This is a genomic window from Sphingobacterium tenebrionis (genome assembly GCF_037126265.1).
Taxonomy (GTDB): Bacteria; Bacteroidota; Bacteroidia; order Sphingobacteriales; family Sphingobacteriaceae; genus Sphingobacterium; species Sphingobacterium tenebrionis.
Genome location: NZ_JAYLLN010000045.1, coordinates 1 through 23769 on the forward strand (window position 1 = coordinate 1; position 23769 = coordinate 23769).

General features: G+C 42.9%; 18 protein-coding genes. 5 read left to right on the forward strand and 13 right to left on the reverse strand.

What is annotated here, in order from left to right; translation table 11 throughout:
• Positions 1-157 precede the first annotated feature (157 nt).
• The 11 genes from VJ786_RS14635 to ettA form a co-directional block, all read right to left on the reverse strand.
• Positions 158-499, reverse strand: a complete 342-nt coding sequence (locus VJ786_RS14635; protein WP_144038137.1) for a hypothetical protein — start codon at positions 497-499, stop codon at positions 158-160.
• 209 nt (positions 500-708) lie between these two features.
• Positions 709-5274: an efflux RND transporter permease subunit gene (locus tag VJ786_RS14640; protein ID WP_336557970.1), complete on the reverse strand. Its 4566-nt coding sequence runs from the start codon at positions 5272-5274 to the stop codon at positions 709-711.
• Between the two features lie 16 nt (positions 5275-5290).
• Positions 5291-6397 carry an efflux RND transporter periplasmic adaptor subunit gene (locus tag VJ786_RS14645; RefSeq protein WP_099366594.1) on the reverse strand — a complete coding sequence of 369 codons (1107 nt, stop codon included), beginning with the start codon at positions 6395-6397 and terminating at the stop codon, positions 5291-5293.
• Positions 6398-6504: 107 nt separating this feature from the next.
• Positions 6505-6870: a hypothetical protein gene (locus VJ786_RS14650; RefSeq protein ID WP_099366593.1), complete on the reverse strand. Its 366-nt coding sequence runs from the start codon at positions 6868-6870 to the stop codon at positions 6505-6507.
• Positions 6871-6945: 75 nt separating this feature from the next.
• Positions 6946-7119: a cbb3-type cytochrome oxidase assembly protein CcoS gene (ccoS, locus tag VJ786_RS14655; RefSeq protein ID WP_099366592.1), complete on the reverse strand. Its 174-nt coding sequence runs from the start codon at positions 7117-7119 to the stop codon at positions 6946-6948.
• Positions 7120-7129: 10 nt separating this feature from the next.
• Positions 7130-9526, reverse strand: coding sequence for a heavy metal translocating P-type ATPase (locus tag VJ786_RS14660; RefSeq protein WP_336557971.1), 2397 nt, complete (start codon positions 9524-9526; stop codon positions 7130-7132).
• A 46-nt stretch (positions 9527-9572) separates the two neighbouring features.
• Positions 9573-10937 (reverse strand): oxygen-independent coproporphyrinogen III oxidase, encoded by a 1365-nt coding sequence (hemN, locus tag VJ786_RS14665; protein ID WP_336557972.1) that lies wholly within the window; start codon positions 10935-10937, stop codon positions 9573-9575.
• 1 nt (position 10938) lies between these two features.
• Positions 10939-11358: a Rossmann-fold NAD(P)-binding domain-containing protein gene (locus tag VJ786_RS14670; protein ID WP_099366589.1), complete on the reverse strand. Its 420-nt coding sequence runs from the start codon at positions 11356-11358 to the stop codon at positions 10939-10941.
• 107 nt (positions 11359-11465) lie between these two features.
• Complete coding sequence (locus tag VJ786_RS14675) at positions 11466-12524, reverse strand: response regulator (protein ID WP_099366588.1); 1059 nt, start codon at positions 12522-12524, stop codon at positions 11466-11468.
• 2 nt (positions 12525-12526) lie between these two features.
• On the reverse strand, positions 12527-13711 hold the full coding sequence (locus VJ786_RS14680; protein ID WP_099366587.1) for a PAS domain-containing sensor histidine kinase: 1185 nt from the start codon (positions 13709-13711) through the stop codon (positions 12527-12529).
• A gap of 6 nt (positions 13712-13717) precedes the next feature.
• On the reverse strand, positions 13718-15400 hold the full coding sequence (ettA, locus tag VJ786_RS14685; protein WP_099366586.1) for an energy-dependent translational throttle protein EttA: 1683 nt from the start codon (positions 15398-15400) through the stop codon (positions 13718-13720).
• Positions 15401-15567: 167 nt separating this feature from the next.
• Between ettA and VJ786_RS14690 the strand changes: the two genes are divergently transcribed.
• Together VJ786_RS14690 and VJ786_RS14695 are read left to right on the forward strand one after the other, a co-directional pair.
• Entirely contained in the window at positions 15568-18129 is a 2562-nt protein-coding gene (locus VJ786_RS14690) for an ATP-dependent Clp protease ATP-binding subunit (RefSeq protein ID WP_099366585.1), read from the forward strand.
• Positions 18130-18178: 49 nt separating this feature from the next.
• Positions 18179-18694 (forward strand): hypothetical protein, encoded by a 516-nt coding sequence (locus tag VJ786_RS14695; protein WP_099366584.1) that lies wholly within the window; start codon positions 18179-18181, stop codon positions 18692-18694.
• 158 nt (positions 18695-18852) lie between these two features.
• Here the strand turns inward: VJ786_RS14695 and recN are convergent, their stop codons facing one another.
• Positions 18853-20505 (reverse strand): DNA repair protein RecN, encoded by a 1653-nt coding sequence (gene recN / locus VJ786_RS14700; protein WP_099366583.1) that lies wholly within the window; start codon positions 20503-20505, stop codon positions 18853-18855.
• A 104-nt stretch (positions 20506-20609) separates the two neighbouring features.
• Here recN and VJ786_RS14705 point away from each other — a divergent pair, with 104 nt between their 5' ends.
• The 3 genes from VJ786_RS14705 to VJ786_RS14715 are packed head-to-tail and all read left to right on the forward strand — an operon-like array spanning position 20610 to position 23349.
• A complete protein-coding gene (locus VJ786_RS14705; protein WP_099366582.1) occupies positions 20610-21227 on the forward strand; it encodes a SprT family zinc-dependent metalloprotease in 618 nt (205 codons plus the stop codon).
• Positions 21228-21238: 11 nt separating this feature from the next.
• A complete protein-coding gene (locus VJ786_RS14710; protein ID WP_099366581.1) occupies positions 21239-22903 on the forward strand; it encodes a M28 family metallopeptidase in 1665 nt (554 codons plus the stop codon).
• A 29-nt stretch (positions 22904-22932) separates the two neighbouring features.
• Positions 22933-23349: a hypothetical protein gene (locus VJ786_RS14715; RefSeq protein WP_099366580.1), complete on the forward strand. Its 417-nt coding sequence runs from the start codon at positions 22933-22935 to the stop codon at positions 23347-23349.
• 150 nt (positions 23350-23499) lie between these two features.
• Here VJ786_RS14715 and VJ786_RS14720 read toward each other — a convergent pair whose 3' ends face one another.
• Positions 23500-23754: a hypothetical protein gene (locus VJ786_RS14720; RefSeq protein WP_099366579.1), complete on the reverse strand. Its 255-nt coding sequence runs from the start codon at positions 23752-23754 to the stop codon at positions 23500-23502.
• Positions 23755-23769 lie beyond the last annotated feature (15 nt).

Genomic DNA, 23769 nt, shown 5'->3' on the forward strand with positions numbered 1-23769 from the left:
GCCAGCGTCGCGCCGGCTGCCGTTCCCCGTGGTTGGGACTGCAAAGGTAGAAGGTTTTTTCGGTTCCGCAAAATTTATTTTAAAATAATTTTTTGGAGCTTTTTTTCCGTGCATCGTTGGCCCGGGGAATCCCCCAAATAGCAACTTGCATCTACCCTTATTTCAATGGCCATCCGGCCGTCCCTCCCTTGCGGAGTGGTGCAAAGATAGGGACTTCCCATCCATATTTCCAAGACCCCCGGTGAACATTTTTTACGGTTTCCCTGTAAAGCGCTGTGGCAATGGTGGATAAATTTGTATCCGGGGGTGCAGGATAGGTTTGTACCGATGGGATTTTATCCCATTTATCTATGTTGGTCTGCTGATAGGGGAACATATTTTGCTCCGGAACCCACCTGGTGCGTATCTGAAGCAGGATGGAAGCAGGGAAAAAGCACGAAAATGGATGCTGACCATAGGAAAAGCATACTTTAGCATTACTTTCACCATGGTTTTGCATCGAAGGATATATGGGGGGCTCTGCGTCATTGGTAGCCTCAGCGTCATTGCGAGGAACGAAGCAATCTTCCCGCCATGTCATGCTGAGCGGAGTCGAAGCATCTACATGTGGTACACGTACAGATCCTTCGGCGATGCTCAGGATGACATGGGGAGCCGCATGTCCAAAGATTGCTTCCTCGTACCTCCTCGCAATGACGAAGCAATCCCCTACCTCCATCCACCACCAAGGGCTTTGTAAAGCACAATTTGGTTTAATAGTTTCTCCTTATTGACATCCACCTCTGCAACCTGAGCCGCGATCATGCTCTTTTGAGCAGTAATGATATCCAGGTAATTTACTCTTCCAGCAATAAAAAGTTCTTCCGCAGCTGCAATGGCTGACTCCAGAGCAAGAACCTGATCCCGAACATACACCTCCCGCTTTACAATCGCATCCTGGGTATTCATGGCCAGAGAAACCTCATTGACCGCGTTCAGCACCAACTTTTCATATTCCAAAAAACTGATCCCATACTTGGCTTTCATGATCTCATACTGTGATTTCAATTCCCTTTGTTTAAAAATCGGCATCGTTATGCCTCCAAACAAACCGTAAGTGACGGATTTATCCAGGCTAAAAAGTTTATCCAGGCTAAAAGATTGCAGTCCTAGGTAAGGACTGATAGCAACCGCTGGTAAAAAGGATAAGCGAGCGGCTTCCAGTTCATGGTATTCTGCTTTCATGTCCAGACCTGCTCTTCGGATATCCAAACGGTTATTCAGCACATCTTCCAAATTACCGACCTGTAGATCGGCAAATAACAATTCCTCCGCCAATGCTTTTGTTTTTCGGGAGATGGGTTGATATACCCTACCCAGCAAGGCGTTGATCTGATGTTCATAAGCCAGGATCTCCTGTTCTGCCAATTCCCGATTGGCTTTTGATTCGGCCAAGATGGATCTGAACTGCTGAACAGCCAACTCATCCGCACGACCAGCTTCCTTCTGCGCTTCAATAATTTCGAGAGCCCGCTCGTGCAATTTGATGTTTTCCTCATAAACGGCCACTTTCTCATCCAAGCTCAACAGTTCATAATAGGCCGAGGAAATACTGGCGATCAATTCTGTTTCCAACAATCGACGAGTTTCGGTTTCCGACAGCAATTGGGAAAAGGCAGCTTCCCTCCTGTTCCGCAATTTTCCCCAAAGATCGATCTCCCAAGAAGAACGGACCCCTACAAAATAATCCGGGATAAATGGTTCCGGTAATTTTTCATCTTCTTTTAGGTTTTCCGAAAAATTGGAATCATAATTTCCGATCCCGGATTCGGTGTAATGTCCATATTTTCGCAGCCCCGCTTCTACGGCACCTTCCAAAGTAGGATAAAGAGCGGATTTTCGGAACCTGAAATTCGCTTGTGCCACCTCAATACGGTGAATGGTCTGACGAACATCCAGGTTATTTATCAAGGCAGAATCGATCAAGGACGCTAATTCCTGATTAGTAAAAACGTCCTTCCAAGCTAAACTTCCAACCGATAAACTGTCTTGCAGAAAGGCATTTGCCGGTTCGCCGATCGCTGTTGGAAGATTTTGTTGGGCAGTCTGTTTTGGTATAGCACATGAACCCAACAACGTAATGACCAAAACGGATAGCACCGCTGCACCCTTATTCAAAGATTTCATTTTTTTCTTTTTATTTCTTTTGGAAAACAGCACGATCAGACCAGGTATGACGATCACACCTAGAATTGTACCGATTACCATACCACCAACTGAAGCGGTTCCGATGGTCCGGTTTCCGATCGCACCAGCTCCCGAAGCCAACATCAACGGAATCAAGCCCGCTGCAAAGGCAAAGGATGTCATCAAAATTGGTCGCAATCGCGCAACCGCACCTTCAATAGAAGCTGTAAGTACATCCATCCCCTGTTTTCTTTTCAGGTTTGCATATTCCACGATCAAAATCGCATTCTTTCCCAACAAACCGATCAGCATGACCAATGCTACCTGCGCATAGATGTTATTTTCCAACCCAAAGATCTTGAGGAAGATAAAAGCGCCAAATACACCAGCAGGCAGACAAAGAATAACCGGTAGCGGAAGTAGAAAACTTTCGTACTGTGCTGCCAATAAGAGATATACAAAGACCAAACAAAGTAAAAAGATATATCCCGCTTGATTACCGGATATCTTCTGTTCCCGGGTCATGCCCGACCATTCAATCTCATAACCTTGGGGAAGGACCTTTGAAATTTCTTCCACCGCATCGATAGCCTGACCGGAACTAAAGCCAGGAGCAGCCTGACCCGTGATCATCGCAGATGTGAACATGTTATATCGGGTGATCTGTTCTGGGCCATACACCCGTTTCATTGTCATGAAAGAAGAATAGGGAACCATCTCGCCATCGGCGGTTTTTACATATAGATTCAGTACATCTTCAGGTCTTTGTCTTGAAAAAGCATCAGATTGTACCATGACCTTATACATCTGTCCGTAGCGGATAAAGTTCGTCGCATATAAACTTCCCAATAAAGTTTGTAAGGTATTCATGGAATTCTCTACGGAAATACCCTTTTTAGCCGCTAAATCATAGTCAATCTCCAGCATGTACTGCGGAAAATTCACATCAAAAGTAGTACTTGCGCTTTCGATCACCTCATTGGCCTGAAGATCATTGATAAAATCCTTGACCACTTCATTGGTCTTCGCCAGATCCTCATTACCACTACGATCCAATAGCCTCAACTCAAAACCCGATGAATTTCCGAAGCCTGGAACCGTAGGAGGTGGAAAGAATTCAATCTCTGCATCGGCAATATGGGCTGTTTTTTCACGTAGTACCTTCATCACATCGTCTACGGATTGTTCCCTTTCATCCCAAGCCTTAAGGTTGATCATCCCCATACCATAGGATGCACCCGAAACCTCTGTTACGATACTATATCCTGCAAGGATGGAAACGGTTTCTACCACGTCCAATTCTCGGGATATAGCATCCACTTCGTTCAGCACCGCTTCTGTTCGATCAACGGTTGCTCCAGGAGGGGTTGTTACCGCTACATAGATCATCCCCTGATCTTCTGTTGGGATAAATCCCGAGGGTAAAATGGATGCAGATCCCCAGGTGATCACGAACATACCGGCCAGAGCGGCCAAGGTGATGATCCTACGGCCGGCAATTCGGCCGAGCACATTCTTATAGCCACCACTGATCCGATTATAAACCTTATTGAATCCACGGAAAAACCTATCCAATGGACCATTCCCCGGCTTCTTATCGTGTGGAGATCGCAGGATGATGGCACATAGTGCTGGCGTTAAGGTCAGGGCATTGATTCCGGAGATGACGATAGCTGCTGCTAAGGTAAGCGAGAATTGCCTATAGAAAATCCCCACCGGCCCAGAAAGAAATGCCACCGGAACAAACACGGCCGACATGACTAAGGTTATGGCAATTACTGCAGAACCCACTTCATCCATAGCCGCCAAAGTCGCTTCCATTGGAGAGAGGTGCTCCTCCTCCATTTTAGCATAGACGGCCTCGACGACGACAATACCATTATCGACCACAATTCCGATGGCGAGCACCAGCGCAAAAAGAGTCAATAAGTTGATGGAGAAACCCATCATCTGCATAAAAAATAAAGAACCGATCAGACATACAGGCACTGCCAAAATAGGAATGATGGTAGCCCTAAAATCCTGAAGGAAAATAAATACCACTAGGAAAACCAATATAAAGGCTTCGATCAAGGTAATCAATACCGAAGAGATGGATGCATTCAAGAACCGAGAAACATCATATCCCATAGTATATTTCATACCTGGCGGAAAAGTAGCGGCCTGCAATTCGGCCATTCTATCTTTCACGCGCTGGATCACTTCCTGCGCATTGGATCCAGGTAATTGTTTGATCATGATCGATGCAGAAGGTCGACCGTCAGTTTTGGAAACCATTTCATAATCCAATGAACCGAACTCCACCTCAGCGATATCCTTTACCCGAATGATAGATCCATCCACGTTGGCACGGATCGGTATGTTCTCGTATTCACTGATTTCAGTGAATTTTCCAGGATAGCGAAGCACATATTGTTGCATGTTCACCGTTTTATCGGAACTGATCCCTGTTTGACCTGGTGCGGCCTCGATATTCTGACGGCGTAATGCCGCGACCAATTCTTCGGTAGAGATCGAATAGGATGATAATCGATCAGGTTTCACCCAGATGCGCATGGCATAATCTTTCATTCCCATGATCTGTGCAAACCCAACCCCTTCAATACGCTTCAGTTCCTTCAGGATATTGATATCGGTAAAGTTATAGATGAACCGTTCATCGGCTGTTTCATCCTCACTATATAGATTGAGGTACATCAGCATACTGTTCACTTCTTTTTCGGTGGTCACCCCTGCTTTTATCACTTCCTCCGGAAGTTCGTCCAGCACGGTGGTCACCCGGTTCTGCACATTCACGGCGGCGATGTCCGGATCAGTACCTACCTTGAAGAAAACCTGAATCAACGTATTTCCATTATTGGTCGATACGGAGTTCATGTACGTCATGCCGGCCACCCCATTGATTGCCCTTTCTAATGGAATGGCGACGGCATTGGTACTTACCTCAGCATTTGCCCCGGTATAGCTCGCTGTCACCACTACTGACGGCGGAACAATATCCGGGAACTGCGTAATAGGCAAGGTAAAAAGGGCCAAAAGGCCTAATAAGGTTATGAATATGGAGATGACCAATGATAACACCGGTCTCTTTATAAATTTTTCAAACATCTATCCAATCCCCCCTTTAGTTGTTCATCAGTTTAGGCTGTACCCGCATACCATCCCTTAAGGATTGTACGCCTTCATAAACCACTTTGGTATTTTCTGCCAGCCCATCTTCCACCACGTAGTAATGTCCTACACGGCGCCCGTTCTTAAATGGCGTCATTTGTACCGTGTCGCCTTTTAGGGTATATACATAGGCCTTATCCTGAATTTCCAACACCGATTTCTGATGTACCAATAAAAGGTTGCCGGTTTGGGTTGGTACCCCAATTCTGCCCGTTGCCCCATGTTTCAATAATCCGTCCGGATTAGGGAATTTTGCACGTAGGGAAATAGACCCGGTACTGGATTCAAACTCGCTCTCCACAATTTCAGCCGTGCCCTTATGTGGATACAACGTTCCATTGGCAAGGATCAACTGTACCTCTTTCTTGAAATGATTTCGGTTAAAACTTGGGTCGGATGCGATTTCCAAATATTCAGTTTCCGAAATATCAAAATAGACATTGACCAGTTGTTGGTCTGAAATGCTGGTCAACAAAGAGCCTTCTTCCAATAGGGACCCTTCTCGGAGTAGGATACGATCGATCCGACCATCAAATGGGGCCCTGATTTGGGTATGTGCTAATTTTGTTTTTGCTTGATGTAGAATTGCCTCGGCTTCTTTCACCTTGGCATGGGCCGCTTTTAACTGCACTCGTAATAACTCATATTCGGATCTACTAACAATATTCTTATCGACCAATTTTTGGGTCCTTTCCATTTCCAGTTCCACTTTTTTCACTTCTGCCATCGCTGAATTGACAGCGGCCTGTGCTTGGGCATGATCCGCTTTGTACTCTTCATCGGTCAATGAGAACAGTACCTGACCTTTTCTTACATAAGCCCCTTCATCTACATAGATCTTATTCAAAAACCCAGTCAGTCTAGACCGTAGTTCCACATTCCGTTGCGATTGGATATCGGCAATGTATTCCTTAAAGATAACGGTGTCTTTTTGGATAAGATGAGTAACAGGCACTACTTTGGACGTTGTAGTAGTTTGCTGTTCATTACTATTTGCTGTACAAGCAGCAAAGAAAATTGCACTTCCAACCAATGGAAGCATCAAGAAACGATTCTTCATTATAAAATATAATTCGGGTAATAAAAAAATAGATACACATGGAATTCAGCCATTGCAGACATGCAATGGCCAGGGTTCAATTAAAAAATAGAACCTAGCGAAAGAAATTAGAAAGGTCTGTACCGATACAGAAAACTATAATAGCCGGGAAGGCATAATGTTTTCGAAAGGTAAAAGGGATGGTCTTGGGTTTTGATCAGTTCTTTGACACGAACCAATAACCAGGAAAATATAAGAATAGCGGGCAATAAACCTAAGGATAGGGACATTGCGCGGTAATCATCAAAAATAATATTGGGGACTGCTTCGTCGGAATCCGCGTGCTTCATGTTGAGCACTTCTTCCAACAAAACTTCTACGAATGTTTCATTGGTTTTTACCTCTCCAGAATTTAAGAAGCAGCTGCTGTTCACCTCAAAACAGAGCAAGTTCAGATAACCAAAAAGTGCCAAGAAATGGAACAATCGAAACATGTTACAAAGATACCATGCCGAATATCAATAAAAGCATGAACTCTGTAAAAAAACTGTGATTTTTGGGGTCTCAGCCTATTTTTTAGCGGGTTCTTTCCCCTCTTCCTGCGGTTCATCATCAAAGAGGATTCGAACCGATGGTGTATAGGTATCCTCATGTTGTCCATTCTTGCTCGCCCAAAAGAAGGCGCCAAGAAAGAACAGCGCAATAAGCACACTACAACCGATTAACATAAATATGATGTTCATACCTACAAATTTAAATTAAATTTCTTCGTTTTGCATACCACCGGGTCATCAAACTGGTGAATGAAATGATCGTAACTGTACTGATCGGCATCAAAATAGCCGCAAATAATGGCGACATGGTCCCTTGCACCGCAAAACTCAGACCTATGCTATTATACATCAGGGAAATGATGAAACTCATCTTGATCACTTTCACCGCATCTTTGCTAAAAGCAAAGAATTTGGGCAATTTATCAAAAGATTCCCCATCCAAAATCGCATCACAGCCAGGAGAAAAGTTATTGATATCATCCGATACGGCTATTCCGATATCCGCTTTTCGCAAAGCACCGGCATCGTTCAAGCCATCGCCCAACATACACACTTTATGATCTTGGTTTTGCCAATCATGGATCCGTTCCAATTTTTCCCCCGGTGTCTGATTGAACAACAATTTAGAACCTTGTGGGAAGATCATTTTCAATGCGTCTGCCCGTCGCTCATTGTCACCTGAGATCAGGTGAAGACTATAGGATTCTCCTTTGAATTGATTGATGACGTCTGCCAATCCTGGTCGCCAGGATTGTTCCAAGGTAAAGAAACCCTTGATTGCATCGTTGATCCGTACATATACAACCGATCCTTCCAAATCTACCTTTTGGGATCCCACATAACTGGCACTTCCCAATCGGATGCTATAATCTTGGTATTTTGCAGATTGCCCTCTACCTGCCACCTCTTCATAATCATAAATCGGCAACAATTGCCCCTCCCCTAACCATTTGATGATCTCTCGGCTCAAAGGGTGGTTGGAATTTCGACAGAGGGAATAGATCAGGTTCTTATCCAAACTGGATAAAGATCCTTCAAAATACATACTGGAGGCATTTGGTGAGGATATGGTTCCTGTTTTATCAAAGACCATGGCATCGATGGCAGCCATCTGCTCGATAGCAGCTGTATTCTTGATATACAGTTTATTCTTATCAAAGATGCTCAATGCTGCGGAAAGGGTAAATGGCGAACTTAATGCCAAGGCACAAGGGCAGGCAATAATCAAAACGGCCGTAAAGGCTGCCCAAGCTTTATCCGCATTTCCACCAAGTAACCAATATGCACAGGAAACAAAGGCCACTGCCAAAAGACCGATGGTAAAATATTTACTGATATAGCCAATGAAGGTATCGAATTTCTTTTCGTACTGTTTAAAACTGTCGTTGTTCCACAGTTTGGTCAGGTAACTTTGGGAAACCGCTTTCACCACTTCCAGCTCGATGGCTTCTCCCATCTGCCGCCCACCCGCATAGACGACTTCGCCCAATACCTTTTCAACAGGTTTACTTTCTCCGGTTACAAAACTGAAATCCACGGATGCATGCCCATTCAATAAAATCGCATCTGCCGGAATGATTTCATTGTTCCTTACCAAGATCCGGTCGCCCACCTGCAGATCTCCGATCTGCGTAGGTTTTTCAGTATGCTCCTTGATCACGGTCACGGCTACCGGAAAATAAGAACGGTAATCCCTTTCAAAGGAGATGTGGTAATAGGTACGCTGCTGCACCCATTTACCGATCAGGATAAAGAACACCAAACTACATAGGGTATCCATAAATCCAGCTCCTGTTTGGGAAATAATTTCGTATGCCGAACGGAAGAAGAGCACAAATATTCCTAATGCCAAAGGAACATCCAGGTTTAAGCGCTTTTGTTTTAAACTGATCCAGGCAGATTTAAAATAATCCGACGCACTATATAATAATACCGGAAGGCCAAAGGCCAGGTTCATATAGCCAAAGAAATTGGCGTATTGTTTTTCGAAGGCCGCCATTCCGAAATATTCCGGAAAGGAGATCATCATGGAATTTCCGAAACAGAACCCCGCTACGACGATTTTGGCGATGAGCTTGTTCTGATTGAATTTCTTCCCTTCCTTAACCACATCCTGAAGGGTGATCTTCGGGTCGTAACCAATATTATGGAGCAGCCCCACCAATTCCCGTAGGGAAATTTCCTTTTTATGGAACGTAATACTGGCCTGTTTTTTCATGAAATCTACTTGGGATGTCTTCACGCCAGGATTCAGTTTATACAGGTTTTCCAATAACCAGATACAGGAACTGCAATGGATGGCAGGTACGTAAAAGGTGATAATGGCCATTTCCTCATCTTGGTAATCCACCAATTTGGCAACAATATTGGGTTCGTCCAAGTAGGAAAGATCCTCTTTTTGGTTCTTTTGGGATTTACCGGGATGGGTATTGTATTTATAATAACTTGCTAGGTTGTTTTCATTGAGGATCTGGTAGACTGTTTGACAGCCCAAACAGCAGAAATCATGATCATCCAGCACATAGGCTGTTTCTTCCACCTGATCACCACAGTGGTAACAGCTGGTATTCAATTTTAATTTACTGTTGATCGCCATTCCAATCTCCTGATAAATTGTTTTAAAGATTCGTTTTTGAAATCGCTTATATCGCTTGGCTGAATAGATTCTCTCTTTCCTTCGTACGTTGCAAACGCACATCAAAAGCCATACACACATTTCTCAAGAAGGACTTTCCTACTTCAGTGATCTGAACTTCCAGGCCCTTGATTTCGGCAAGTCCATCCAACTGTAAAGGTTGAAGTCTATCTAAGATACCGATATTTATCTCTTCATGAGGTTTTAGGGATACTTTTCCCCTACACATCATATCCAAAATATATTGTCTTACCAGAACATCTTCTTCATTCAACAAATGACCTTTAAAAACCGGTAATTTATTTTCGGCAATCAGTTTATGGTATTCCTCTACCGTTTTCACATTCTGCGCAAAAGCGGTCCAAGCATCCGAGATCGAAGAAACCCCTAAACCGATCAACAAAGGCGTATACCTATCGGCATAGCCCATGAAATTACGGTGCAAGGTTCCATTTTTGGATGCTTTATACAGTTCATCGGCCGGTTTTGCAAAGTGGTCCATACCCACATCTTCAAAACCAGCTTCCTGTATCATCTGTTTTCCAAGTTTATATAAATTTAACTTTTCTTCGCCAACTGGCAAATCATGTTCAGTAAATCTTCGTTGGCCAGGTTTGATCCAAGGCACATGGGCATAGCTATAGAAAGAGATCCGATCCGGGTTAAGGATCAAGGAATGTTCGATGGTCATTCTCACCGATTCTGCAGTTTGCAGCGGAAGACCATAGATCAGGTCAAAATTGATAGAGTCATAACCAATGGCTCTGGCGTCCTTCATCACCCGTGCAACATCCTCTACGGTCTGATGCCTATTGATGATGAACTGGACTTTTTCGTCAAAATCCTGGATCCCTAAACTGAGGCGTTTGAAACCTAAGTCGTATAATGTTTTTAAATGTTCGTAAGTCGTATTCGCAGGATGGGCTTCAAAAGAAAAAGAAGCGCCTTCCGCACGTTGATTTCCCTCCATCAATCCATCAATCAGCCGGTGCAGGTTTTCGGCCTGGAAAAAAGTTGGTGTGCCACCACCAAGATGGATTTCCGCAATTTTCAAAGATTCATTGCCCAGAATCTCCTTATACATTTTCCATTCCTTCAAGAGGGAGGTGATATAAGGATCTTCTACCTGATGGTTTTTGGTAATTCGCGTGTTGCATCCACAATAGGTACACAGGCTTTCGCAAAAAGGTAAATGTACATAGATACTGATCCCCTGTTCTTTGGAATCCTTAAAATTTTCGGAGACCCTTAATCTCCAGTCTTGTTCGTTGAAGTGGTCATTTTCCCAAAAAGGAACAGTTGGGTAGCTGGTATATCGAGGTGCTGCCACATTGTATTTATGAATGAGGGCATTGAATCTATCTATTTCCATATTAACCGAATTTCATCTTGTTTGCGCAGTCCATCTTGCATTGGCAGGCATCTCCTGCACAACCGCCGACCATCCATTGGGTAAGGTTTTGGATGGTTCTTTTGGCAATATCTTCTAAGGATGTTTCAAAAGGGACGTTGGCTACATGCATTTTCAACTCACCTGCGAAATCCAGATCGATATGTTCGGTGGTGGAAGATCGTGTGACAATACTTTTCACACCTATCCTGCTCAATTCCGCCAACATGACCCGATCTAATATATCACGTTCAGATATGATAACAGCTTCCTTTCCCAAAGCATAATGCATTGTACTGAAATTCAATTCATTGGTCACCAAAGTCAGATCATGGACCTTCGCATTCGCTATGGCCAAGTATTCCTTTTCGGGACCTAAAATGTTATATGCAATCACTCTCATCCTTAAGTTAGATATATAAACCATTCAAAGGTACTGTATACATTCACTATATTCAGTGAACTGCATCAGCCCAGAAAGTGATATATATCACGGTTTAAGGAGCCAGCTTATTGTTTGATATTCTTTAATCGTACGACGGAGAATATGCGGATCGCATTTCCTTCTTTGGTTAAAAGTTTTTCATCTTTAAAATCAGCCAACATGCGGCTAATGGTTTCATTGGCAGTACCCGCTAAAGCAGCAAGGTCGTCCCGGGAAATTTTGATGGTGACTTCATCATTTGCCGATCCTGATTTTTCCGCAACATTGACCAAGGCATTGGCCACACGCTTACGAACAGAATCATAGGCAAAGCCGAGCATCTGCTCCTCTTTTTCTAAAATATTCTGGGATAATACCTTAATCAATTTAGAGGCAATCGCTGGTTTTTTATAGAGCAGTTCAAAGAAATTGTCCTTATGGATAAGGGCGATTTCCGCATCTTCCAGGATGGAGGTATTGTCGCCATATTTGGTGTTCAGCAACACCGATTCCAGGCCGAAAAATTGATCCTCAATGTAGATATTGGTGGATAATTCCCTACCATCCTTATAATTTAGAAAACTGCGAACCTTTCCCTTTTTGATATAATACACATAAAGCGGGGTGTCACCAGCTTCATAGATGGTCTGTTTCTTTTTAATGGTCTTCATTCGGCCATGGCTTGCCAGGTCCTGAAGCAGGTAGGCTTGTTCCTGTTCATCCAATCGGAAACTATCTGCCGATGGTACGGCCTTGGCTTGGATCTGCGAACGTTTTTTGAACCTACTTTCAATAGCATTCAGCAATTCCAGGTCATCGAATGGTTTGGTCAGGTAATCATCTGCCCCCATTTCCATGGCTTTTCTCACATCGGCCTTTTCCGACTTGGCCGTCAGAAAAATAAAAGGGATATCTTGGGTATTTTCGTGTTTGCTCAACATATACAATACCCCATAACCATCCAGTTCAGGCATCATGATATCGCAAAGAATCATATCAGGGCGATGTTTGATCGCCAGGTCTACGCCTGTTTTTCCTTCAGGAGCCACCATGACCGAATACTCTCCGGTCAATTCCAGGATTTCTGCTGTACTTTCCCTGATATCACTATTATCTTCAATAATTAAGATTCTTCTTTTTTCCATTCTTATTGGATGAAATTCATTTTAAAAATTGCGCCTTCATTCACGGCGGACCAATATTCCATTTTACCGCCCATGAGTTCAACATAGCGTTTCACGATGTTCAGCCCCAAACCGGTACCAGGGATATTGCCTGTATTATTTGCCCGGAAGAAAGGTTCGAACAGGTTTACCTGATCTTCCAATGGGATACCAATACCATTGTCCTTTACGGTTACCACAAGCGAATCCTTGCCGATCTCCGTATTAAACTCAATGAAGGTATCTTCTCCGGAATATTTTATGGCATTGGAAATCAAGTTGATGATGCTGTTTTTCAACAGATTAGGATCGATAAAGAAGTTCGCCTCTTCGCCCGTATGTTGGTAGATGATATGTTGGTTCTTTTTACAGATCATCTGCATTTCTTCTGCGATCTCTTCACCCAACTGTACCATGTTCACATCGCTTTTATTGACCACGACGACTCCCGCTTCCAGTTTTTCTAAGTTCAGAAAATCATTGAGGATCGTATTCAACAATTGAACAGAATTCTTGATCCGATTGGTATGCTTTTCAATGGGAGCATATTCCGATTTTTCAACATAGCGATCAATCAAGGAGGCCGACAATTGCACAGAGCTCAATGGAGTCCGGAATTCATGGGATGCCATAGAAACAAATCTTGATTTCAATTGGTTCAATTCCTTTTCCTTTTCAAGGGAAACACTAACATCGGCTTTCGCCTTTTCCAGCTCGGAAACCAATTTGATCAGGTCTTTTGTTCTTTCCCGCACATTCCATTCCAATTCTTGGGTATGTTTCTTTAGTTCGATCTCGGCTTTCTTCTCTTTGGTCAGGTCATGCACGAATCCGGTAAAGATCTTCCGATCCTTATAGAACACTTCGCTAACTGCCAAACGGAAAGGGAAGGTTGTACCATCTTTTTTCAGTCCCCGCACTTCCCTACCGATACCTATAATCCGTTTGTGACCTGTTTCTTCATAGTTTGAAATATAACGGTCATGATTGGAACGGTCTGGCTCAGGCATCAACATAGAAATATTATTCCCGATCACCTCTTCGGCATCATATCCGAAGAGTTCTAATGCGGCAGGGTTGATGCTTTCCACATTTCCATGGTTATCAATGGTAATAATCCCATCGATGGCATTTTCAATGATAGCTTCGAGTAACTTGGCGGTTTCCAATAATCTTTATTTTACAAGTTTTTTATACTTAATTCTTTTCGGACCTACATCACCTAAACGTTTCTTTCTGTTCTCTTCGTATTCGGTATAATTTCCTTCGAAGAAGTAGACTTGCGAATCCCCTTCAAAGGCAAGAATATGCGTACAGATGCGGTTTAGGAACCAACGGTCGTGGGAGATGATCACTGCACATCCACCGAAATTCTCCAAACCTTCTTCCAAGGCTCGCAGGGTATTCACATCGATGTCATTGGTCGGCTCATCGAGTAATAGCACATTGGATCCCTTTTTCAAGGTAATGGCCAAGTGTACCCTATTGCGTTCACCACCGGATAATACAGCGATTTTCTTCTGTTGGTCGGCGCCATTGAAATTGAATTTGGAAACATAAGCACGGGAATTCACCGGACGATTTCCTAATTGGATGTTCTCATTTCCATCGGTAATATTTTCCCAAACGGATTTGTTGGCATCCAGATCATCGTGCATCTGGTCTACATAGCCCAGAGCCACGGTCTCTCCTACCCGGAATGTTCCCGAATCTGGTTCTTCCTGACCTGTGATCAATCGGAAAAGGGTCGTTTTACCGGCACCATTTGGACCGATAATACCCACAATACCTGCTGGAGGAAGGGAGAAGCTTAAATTTTCAAATAAGATCCGATCGCCATAGGCTTTGGATACATTGGTTGCTTCGATCACCACATTGCCTAATCGAGGGCCTGGAGGAATGAACAGCTCCAATTTCTCTTCGCGTTCTTTGGTTTCCTCAGAGGCTAATTTTTCATAATTATGTAATCGGGCTTTGGATTTGGCATGTCTGGCTTTTGGTGCCATTTTTACCCATTCCAATTCGCGTTCTAATGTTTTCTGACGCTTGGTTTCCTGTTTTTCTTCCTGAGCCAATCGTTTGGCTTTCTGATCTAACCAGGAAGAATAATTCCCTTTCCAAGGAATACCTTCACCACGGTCTAATTCCAGGATCCAACCGGCCACATTATCCAAGAAATAACGGTCGTGGGTTACGGCGATTACCGTACCTTTATATTGCTGTAAATGTTGCTCTAACCAATCGATGGATTCGGCATCCAGGTGGTTGGTAGGCTCATCCAACAACAAGACATCTGGTTCTTGCAATAAAAGACGACATAACGCCACCCTTCTTCGCTCACCCCCTGACAAATTGGCAATTAAGGTGTCCGGCTCTGGACAACGTAAAGCATCCATGGCGCGTTCCAATTTCGAATCCAATTCCCAGGCATTGCTCGCATCGATCATATCCTGTAACTCGCCTTGCCTAGCCAATAATTTATCCATTTCATCAGGATTCTCATAGACTTCCGGCAGACCAAACTTTTCATTGATATCTTCATATTCCTGAAGGATGGCTTTTGTTTCAGCAACACCTTCTTCCACAATCTCCAATACCGTCTTTGTTTTATCCAATTCGGGTTCCTGTGCTAAATAACCTACAGAATAACCTGGTGAGAACACCACTTCGCCCTGGTAGGATTTATCGATACCGGCGATGATTTTCAATAGGGAAGATTTTCCGGAACCATTTAAACCAATGACCCCTATTTTAGCTCCATAGAAAAAGGATAGATAGATATTCTTGAGTACTTGCTTGGATGGCGGGTGAATTTTATTCACGCCTGCCATGGAAAAGATAATTTTCTCGTCTGACATAAGGATGATGAAACTTTTTCCACAAAGATAATGGAATTACTGACAATTTGATAGTATTCGCGCTATGGTCTAATTGTTGATAAAAATATAAAGTAACAAAAGGGTGTAAAGGGTATTTTTATTACATTTATACAATTATCACCCGATTTAATAGAGAAAGGAATTTAATGGAAGCAAAATTTTCACCCCGGGTCAAAGACGTGATCTCGTACTCTCGAGAAGAAGCACTTCGCTTAAGACACGAGTATATAGGCACAGAGCATTTATTACTTGGTCTTATCCGTGAGGGCGATGGAGTAGCGATCAAGATATTGAAGAATATCGGCGTTGACATGGCCGCTGTAAGGCAAGCCATAGAGGAGGCCGTTATGGGGCCTTCTGTTTCCCGTACATCGATCAGTAACATGCCACTGACTAAACAGGCAGAAAAAGTATTGAAGATTACCTATTTGGAAGCTAAGATATTTAAGAGTGATATTATTGGAACCGAACATTTATTATTGGCCATCCTACGGGATGAGGATAATATTGCTTCACAGATTTTATCACAGTTCAATGTTTCCTACAATGTTTTCAAAACAGAAGTAGAACAGAATGCGACCAGCATCACCGATGAGGCATCGAATTCGCCTTCCGGAGGTGATGAGGATTATAACGAAGAAGAATCGCAATTTACAACCCCTAAGAAGGTTTCTGATATCAAATCGAAAACTCCAGTTTTGGATAATTTCGGTCGTGACTTGACGAAAGCAGCGGAGGAAGGTAAATTGGATCCGATCGTTGGTCGTGAAAAAGAAATTGAACGAGTATCTCAGATTCTTTCCAGAAGGAAGAAGAACAATCCGATTTTGATTGGAGAACCAGGAGTAGGTAAATCAGCCATTGCTGAGGGATTGGCTTTACGGATTATCCAACGGAAGGTTTCTCGTGTGCTATTCAATAAACGTGTAGTTACCCTAGATTTGGCATCCTTGGTTGCAGGTACAAAATACCGCGGTCAGTTTGAAGAGCGGATGAAAGCGGTGATGAACGAATTGGAAAAATCACCAGATGTTATATTGTTCATTGATGAGATCCACACCATTGTTGGTGCTGGAGGTGCATCAGGTTCATTGGATGCATCGAACATGTTCAAACCGGCATTGGCTCGTGGAGAGATCCAATGTATCGGGGCAACTACCTTGGATGAATACCGTCAGTATATAGAGAAAGATGGCGCATTGGATCGTCGTTTCCAAAAGGTAACAGTGGAGCCGACTACCTATGATGATACGATCGAGATTTTGAACCGTATCAAGGACAAGTATGAGGAACACCACAATGTAACCTATACCCCAGAAGCCATCGAGGCGTGTGTGTCTTTGACTACGCGCTATATTACGGATCGTTTCTTACCAGACAAGGCTATCGATGCCTTGGATGAATCAGGTTCTCGTGTACACTTGAACAATATCCATGTCCCTCAGAGTATCATCGATATCGAAGAGAAGATAGAGGATGTGAAAGTAGAGAAGAACAAGGTCGTTCGTTCGCAGAAATATGAAGAAGCTGCTAAACTTCGTGATACCGAGAAAAAATTGATCGAGGAATTAGAGAAGGAAAAAACAGCTTGGGAAGCGGAAACCAAAACCAAACGATATACCGTAACGGAAGATAATGTGGCCGAGGTAGTATCCATGATGACTGGTATTCCAGTTCAACGTGTGAACCAAACGGACAGCCAGAAATTATTGAACATGGGCGATTCCATGAAAGGTCGTATCATCGGCCAGGATGATGCTGTTCAGAAATTGGTGAAAGCGATCCAACGTACCAGAGCAGGATTGAAAGATCCGAAGAAACCTATTGGTTCCTTCATCTTCTTAGGTCCGACCGGCGTTGGTAAAACGGAATTGGCAAAAGAACTTGCCCGTTTCATGTTTGATTCAGAAGATGCATTGATTCAGATCGACATGAGTGAATATATGGAGAAATTCGCGGTATCCCGCTTGGTGGGAGCGCCTCCAGGATATGTTGGTTATGAAGAAGGAGGTCAGTTGACCGAGAAGGTTCGTCGTAAGCCGTATGCAGTTGTCTTGTTGGATGAGATCGAAAAAGCTCACCCGGATGTTTTCAACCTGTTGTTACAGGTTTTGGACGAAGGACAGTTGACTGATAGTTTGGGTCGTAAGGTGGACTTCCGCAATACCATTATTATCATGACTTCGAACATTGGTGCACGCCAATTGAAAGAGTTTGGTCAAGGGGTTGGTTTCACAACCGCTGCGAAAGAGAACCAAGCTGATTCTCATTCCAGAGGTGTGATTGAAACGGCTTTAAAACGTGCTTTTGCACCGGAGTTCTTGAACCGTATTGATGATGTTATTGTCTTCAACTCGTTGAACAAAGATCATATCTTCAAAATCATTGATATTGAATTGAAATCTTTATTCGCCCGTATCGAAGCATTGGGACATCCGATCAACTTGACAGAGAAAGCGAAGAACCATATTGCGGAGAAAGGTTATGACAGTAATTTTGGAGCCCGTCCGTTGAAACGTGCGATCCAGAAATATTTGGAAGACCCGATCGCAGAGGAGATCCTTAAAGGAGATCTGAAAAATGGGGACACTATTTTGGTGGATTACAATGAAGAAAAACAAGAAATTGTGGTTTCTTCTGCCGGAAAAAACCAGAAGGACGATTCTTCTTTAGCCTCTGAATCTAAGGATAATAAGAAAAAAGACTAAGGTCAATTTTGTATAGGAAAGGCCGGATGAGTATCATCCGGCTTTTTTTATGGCAAAATATTTGTTAAAAAGGTTTAAACTTTTTGGGGTTTGGGTTGTCTTAACCCATAAGAAACAGATTAATAACAATATAATAACTCTTCTCATGAAAAAACTTTTATTAGCCTTTGCAATTGCAACAGCAAGTTTGGTCAGCTTTAGTTCTTGTACTAAAGAGGTAATGGATCCGAACTCTACTAGGACTTATACGTATGTGTATACTATTGAACCTTCAGCTTGGAAAGCAATTACTGCTGATCGTCCAACTTATGAATTAATCATTGATGAGCCGGATTTAGATGAAGTAATTTTTGAAGATGGAATTGTAAGTGTAGCAGCTTTGTTTGAGAGTCATTCCAATCTTTATGAGCTTTTGCCAGGAACCATTCGTGATTACCATTTCACTGCGAACTATGCTGTTGGATCGGTTGCTGTTTATGCGGAATATAGAGGTACTGGAGCACCTGTTAGACCTGAAAAAATGTTAATCAAAGTTGGATTGACGGAGGGTTTAGTAGGTAATTAGATATACTCGTCATTGCGAGGTTTTCGCTAATGCGAGGAGCCATTCGTCATTGCGAGGAACGAAGCAATCTTTCGATTAGTGTAAAGATTGCTTCGTTCCTCGCAATGACGGGTAAAGTTCCTCGCAATGACGTAAAATTCCTCGCAAGGACGTTTTTTTTACTTCAACATCTCCCGTGCATGCTGTACAGCCGTGGCTTCCGGATTCGCTCCACTTAACATCTGCGCAATTTCCATTACCCTCTCCTCCTTATCCATCAACACAATATTAGACTTTGTTTTTTCGCCTTTATCTTCTTTATACACTTTAAAGTGGCTATATCCCTGTGAAGCAATCTGAGGTAAATGCGTAATACTGATCACCTGCATATTCTCCGCCAGTTCTTCCATCAATTCCCCAACCCTTAAAGCCACCTCTCCCGATATCCCCGTATCAATCTCATCAAAAATTATCGTAGGCAATGCCGAAGTTTTTGCCACCAGCGACTTAATCGCCAACATCACCCTCGACAACTCCCCTCCCGAAGCTACCTTATGAATAACCTGCAAAGATTGCCCCTTATTTGCCGAAAACAGAAAGGAAACTTCATCCTGTCCCGTCGATTTAAATTTATCCAATCTTTTCAGTTCCACCCTCAATTGCGCATGTGGCATTCCCACTCTCGCCAATACCTGTGTCACCTCCTTCTCCAATATCTTAGTCGCCTTCTCCCGGTTCAAGCTGATCTTTTCCGCTTTGGTTTGCAGCTCTGCAAATACAACTTCCAAACTTTTCTTCAATGCTTCGATCTTTTCTTCCAAATCCGAAGAAGACTGCATTTTGCCTTCCAATTCTTCACGCAATTTAATCAACCCTTCCACATGATCCACCCGATGCTTTTTCTGAAGATCATAAAGCACCGTTAAACGTTCATTTATCAAGGTCAATCTTTCTTCATCCATGCTTACCCCATCCGCGATCTGCTCCACTTCTGCTGCAATATCCTTCAATTCAATGATCACGGATTGCATGCGTTCATTTATATGTTCAGCAGAAGGCAAATATCGGATTCCTTGCTGCACCGCATTAGATGCAGCTTTCAGACTATCCAATACATTGATCTCTTCCCCTTGAAGGACTTGACCTGCTGCATGGAATTGGCGCTTGATCTCTTCCGCGTTCTCCAATTGGCTCTGCTCGGCTTCCATTTCAGCCTGCTCCCCTTCCTGCAGATTCGCCTGTTCCAATTCATTGAAAATAAATTGCTGATAATCGTATTCCGCCCTGGATTTTGCCAGGTCCTCTTCCATATCTTTAAGCTCCTGACTGGACTTTTTATAGCTTTGGTATTGTTGTTTATAATCCTGCAACAGGTCAGTATGCTGGGCTACAGTATCCAATACCAATAACTGAAAAGCTTCGGTATTGATCTGTAAGGTGGCATGCTGGGAATGGATATCGATCAATCGCTCGCCTAATACTTTCAAGGTCTGCAAGGTCACGGGTGTATCATTTACAAATGCACGGGATTTTCCGTCGGCATGAAGTTCGCGACGGATAATGGATAAGTCATCATAATCCAGATCAAGCTGCTGAAAGAGGTCCTGCAACTGATAATGCTGCACATCAAAATGTCCTTCAATGATACATTTTGATTTTTCATCAAAAAAATGTTTGCTTTCGGCACGGTTGCCAAGGATAAGCCCCAATGCCCCCATAATGATGGATTTACCGGCTCCGGTTTCCCCGGTAATGATATTGAGTTTATGGTCGAATGAAATATCCAATGCATCTATCAATGCATAGTTTTTTATCAGCAGTTTACTTAACATGTATGTTTTGACTTACCCTCAAATATAGTTAATTCTGTTTCCAACGGGAAATTTGAATATTTTATATTATTAATTCTAATGTTAAACTAATATGTTTGTAGTTCATGCCGGATTTTAGCAAACAGTTGAGCAAGTATATTCCAGAAGCTGCAGCGCCGATCATTTCCCAATGGATCAATGATACTGCCTGTAGGTTCAAGGTGACCAAATCACGGAGTTCAAAACTCGGCGATTATCGTTCGCCATTCAAAAATGAACCCCATCAGATTACCATTAACCATGATTTGAATCCATTTTCTTTTCTCATCACTACGGTTCATGAATTTGCCCATCTGAAAACCTGGCAGAACCACAAGAACAAGGTTAGGCCACATGGGACGGAATGGAAGAATAACTTTAAGGGATTAATGGATCCCTTCATCAGATTGAATCTATTTCCGGCAGATGTGACCAGCGCTTTGGTCAAGTATATGAACAATCCGGCAGCTTCTAGCTGCACCGATCTGAATCTATACAAGACGTTGAAAAACTATGACAGCAAACGGGAGGAGATCGTGACGATTGACACGCTGGAGTTCCAACAGTACTTCAGTATCAAGAGCGGAAGGGTATTCCAGAAACAGGAGAAACTTCGAAAAAGGTATAAATGCCTGGAGGTTTCTACCCAGCGGATCTACCTGTTCCATCCTATTGCTGAAGTTTTTCCGATAGAAAAACCATAAAACCATTAAAAATGAAAAAAACGACCTATTTTTTTGCTGCGGCTTTACTGGGTTTGGTGTCCTGTAAATCAGGTTCCGAATCTGGAAGCTTTGATAGCAGTAAGTTGGATTCCACAGCCATCCATGCCATCACGGAGGAGGGCTTCAAAAACTATGTGGCCACTTTAGCATCAGATGAATTTTTGGGAAGAAAACCCTTTACAAAAGGTGATACCCTTACGGTCAATTATATCCAAGAGCAGTTTAAAGCCTTGGGCTTAGCACCAGGGAACGGAGATTCTTATTTCCAAGAGGTGCCTATGGTGGAGATCGACGCAAAGCCAGTGGAGAATACGCTTACCTTCAAAGGGAAAAATACCGATGTTACGGTTGATTTTCTGGATGATTATGTGATTGGTTCGCCAAGGATGGAAGAGCACATCCAGGTAGAAAATACAGAGCTGGTTTTTGCAGGATTTGGAATCGTGGCACCAGAATATAATTGGAATGATTACGAGGGTTTGGATGTGAAAGGAAAGACCGTTGTGGTGATGGTTTCTGATCCTGGCCGCTATGATAAAAATCTGTTTAAAGCAGATACCATGACCTATTATGGTCGCTGGACCTATAAATTTGAGGAAGCATCCAGACAGGGTGCTGCAGGTGTCCTGATCATCCATGAAACGGCTGCTGCCAGCTACGGTTGGAATGTGGTAAGAGGTGGTTGGACTGGTCCGCAATTGTCATTGGTTCCTGAAAACAAAGGAAAGAACCAAGTGGCTTTTCAAGGTTGGGTAACAGGTGAAACAGCAAACAAATTATTCAAGGCTGCTGGTTTGGATCCGAAGGTTATGGAAGATGCCAAGAAAAAAGGATTTAAGGCTGTTCCGATGAATCTAACCACGAACGTCTCCTTAAAGAACAGTTTCCGGGAATCGAAATCAAATAATGTACTGGCAAAGATCGAAGGAAGCAAACGTGCCGATGAAACGATTATATATACCGCACATTGGGACCATTTAGGAATTGGAGAGGTATCCAACGGAGATTCCATCTTCAATGGTGCGATAGACAATGCGACCGGTGTGGCTGCTTTGTTTGAAATCGCAAAGGCTTTCAAAGCCGCAAAGGTAAAACCGGAAAGAACGATCGTATTTTTAGCTGTAACGGCTGAGGAACAAGGATTATTGGGCTCCCAATATTATGCGGAACATCCCATTTTCCCATTGAACAAAACAGTAGCCAACCTGAACATGGATTCCTTTAATCCCGTTGGAGCACAAAATGGGTTTTCGGTGGTAGGAACCGGACAGACGGAACTGGAGGATTATGCCATCAGATCGGGCGAGAAATTCGGTAGAACCTTAAAACCTGAAGGAAGTCCGACCTCTGGTGGATTTTACCGTTCGGATCATTTCAACTTTGTGAAACAGGGAATTCCTGGATTATATATGGGCAGTGCGGGAGATTATTTAGAAACGGATACCGCTGCCTTAGCTACCCGTCGGAATGCACTGGCCGGAAGATACCATGCGGTAACCGATCAACTGGATGAAAACTGGAAATTTGATGGGATAATCGCGGATACCAGGTTATTCTTTGACATAGGATATACCCTATCCATGGAAAATACCTTCCCTAATTTCAAAGCTAAGTCAGAGTTTAAAGAATTAGGCGACAAACGACTTTCAAAATAGTATATTTGTGATTGAAATTTATAGAAACTATGCTACATCTACATTCCACATTAGCAATTGTATTGCTACTTGCCTTAGTGGTCGCGATCTTGATCACCTTAGCTAATTATGCGGGCAACAAACCTTTCAACCGTAAGATTGCTTTGATCGGATTGATCAGTGCCCACTTACAATTGATTATTGGTTTTATACTATACTTCACTTCCTCAAGAGGTTTTGAGAACCTTTCGGGCGAAACCATGAAGGATAGTGTTTCCAGGTTGTACACCGTTGAACATCCTATCGCGATGGTTCTTGCGATCGTATTGATTACTATTGGATATTCTAAAGCAAAGAAAATTGCGGATCCTAAAAAAGCAAACCAAACGGTTTTGATTTTTTATGTATTGGGTTTGATCTTGGCTTTATCAAGAATTCCATACGCTACTTGGTCGATCTTAAACTAATTGGAAAGCGGAATTTCCAATTGAAAATATAAATTGGGCTCTGGTCTGGAAACATCGCCCATAAAAAAAGGCCTTGGATCAAATGATTCAAGGCCTTTTAAATATCCTTAGTTTAGACTTTCGAGTTTTAAAACCCTTTAGGAATAAACCTTATTTTTTTCCGAAACCTAAGATTGCGAAAACAACTCTGAATGCTAAGAAAGAAGCAATAATGATAGCAATGTTAGCAATCCAAGAGAATATAGATCCCATCTGTCCCAAAGCCGGGATTACATCTGGTACAAAACGGATGAATACCCCTACTAAACCGATTACGATAGCAATGGTTAATTGAACATAATATTCGGTACGGTTTGCGTTATTGTCCGTATGTTTTGCTGGTCTTTCTACTGTTGTATTTTCCATAATTGTTAAATCCTA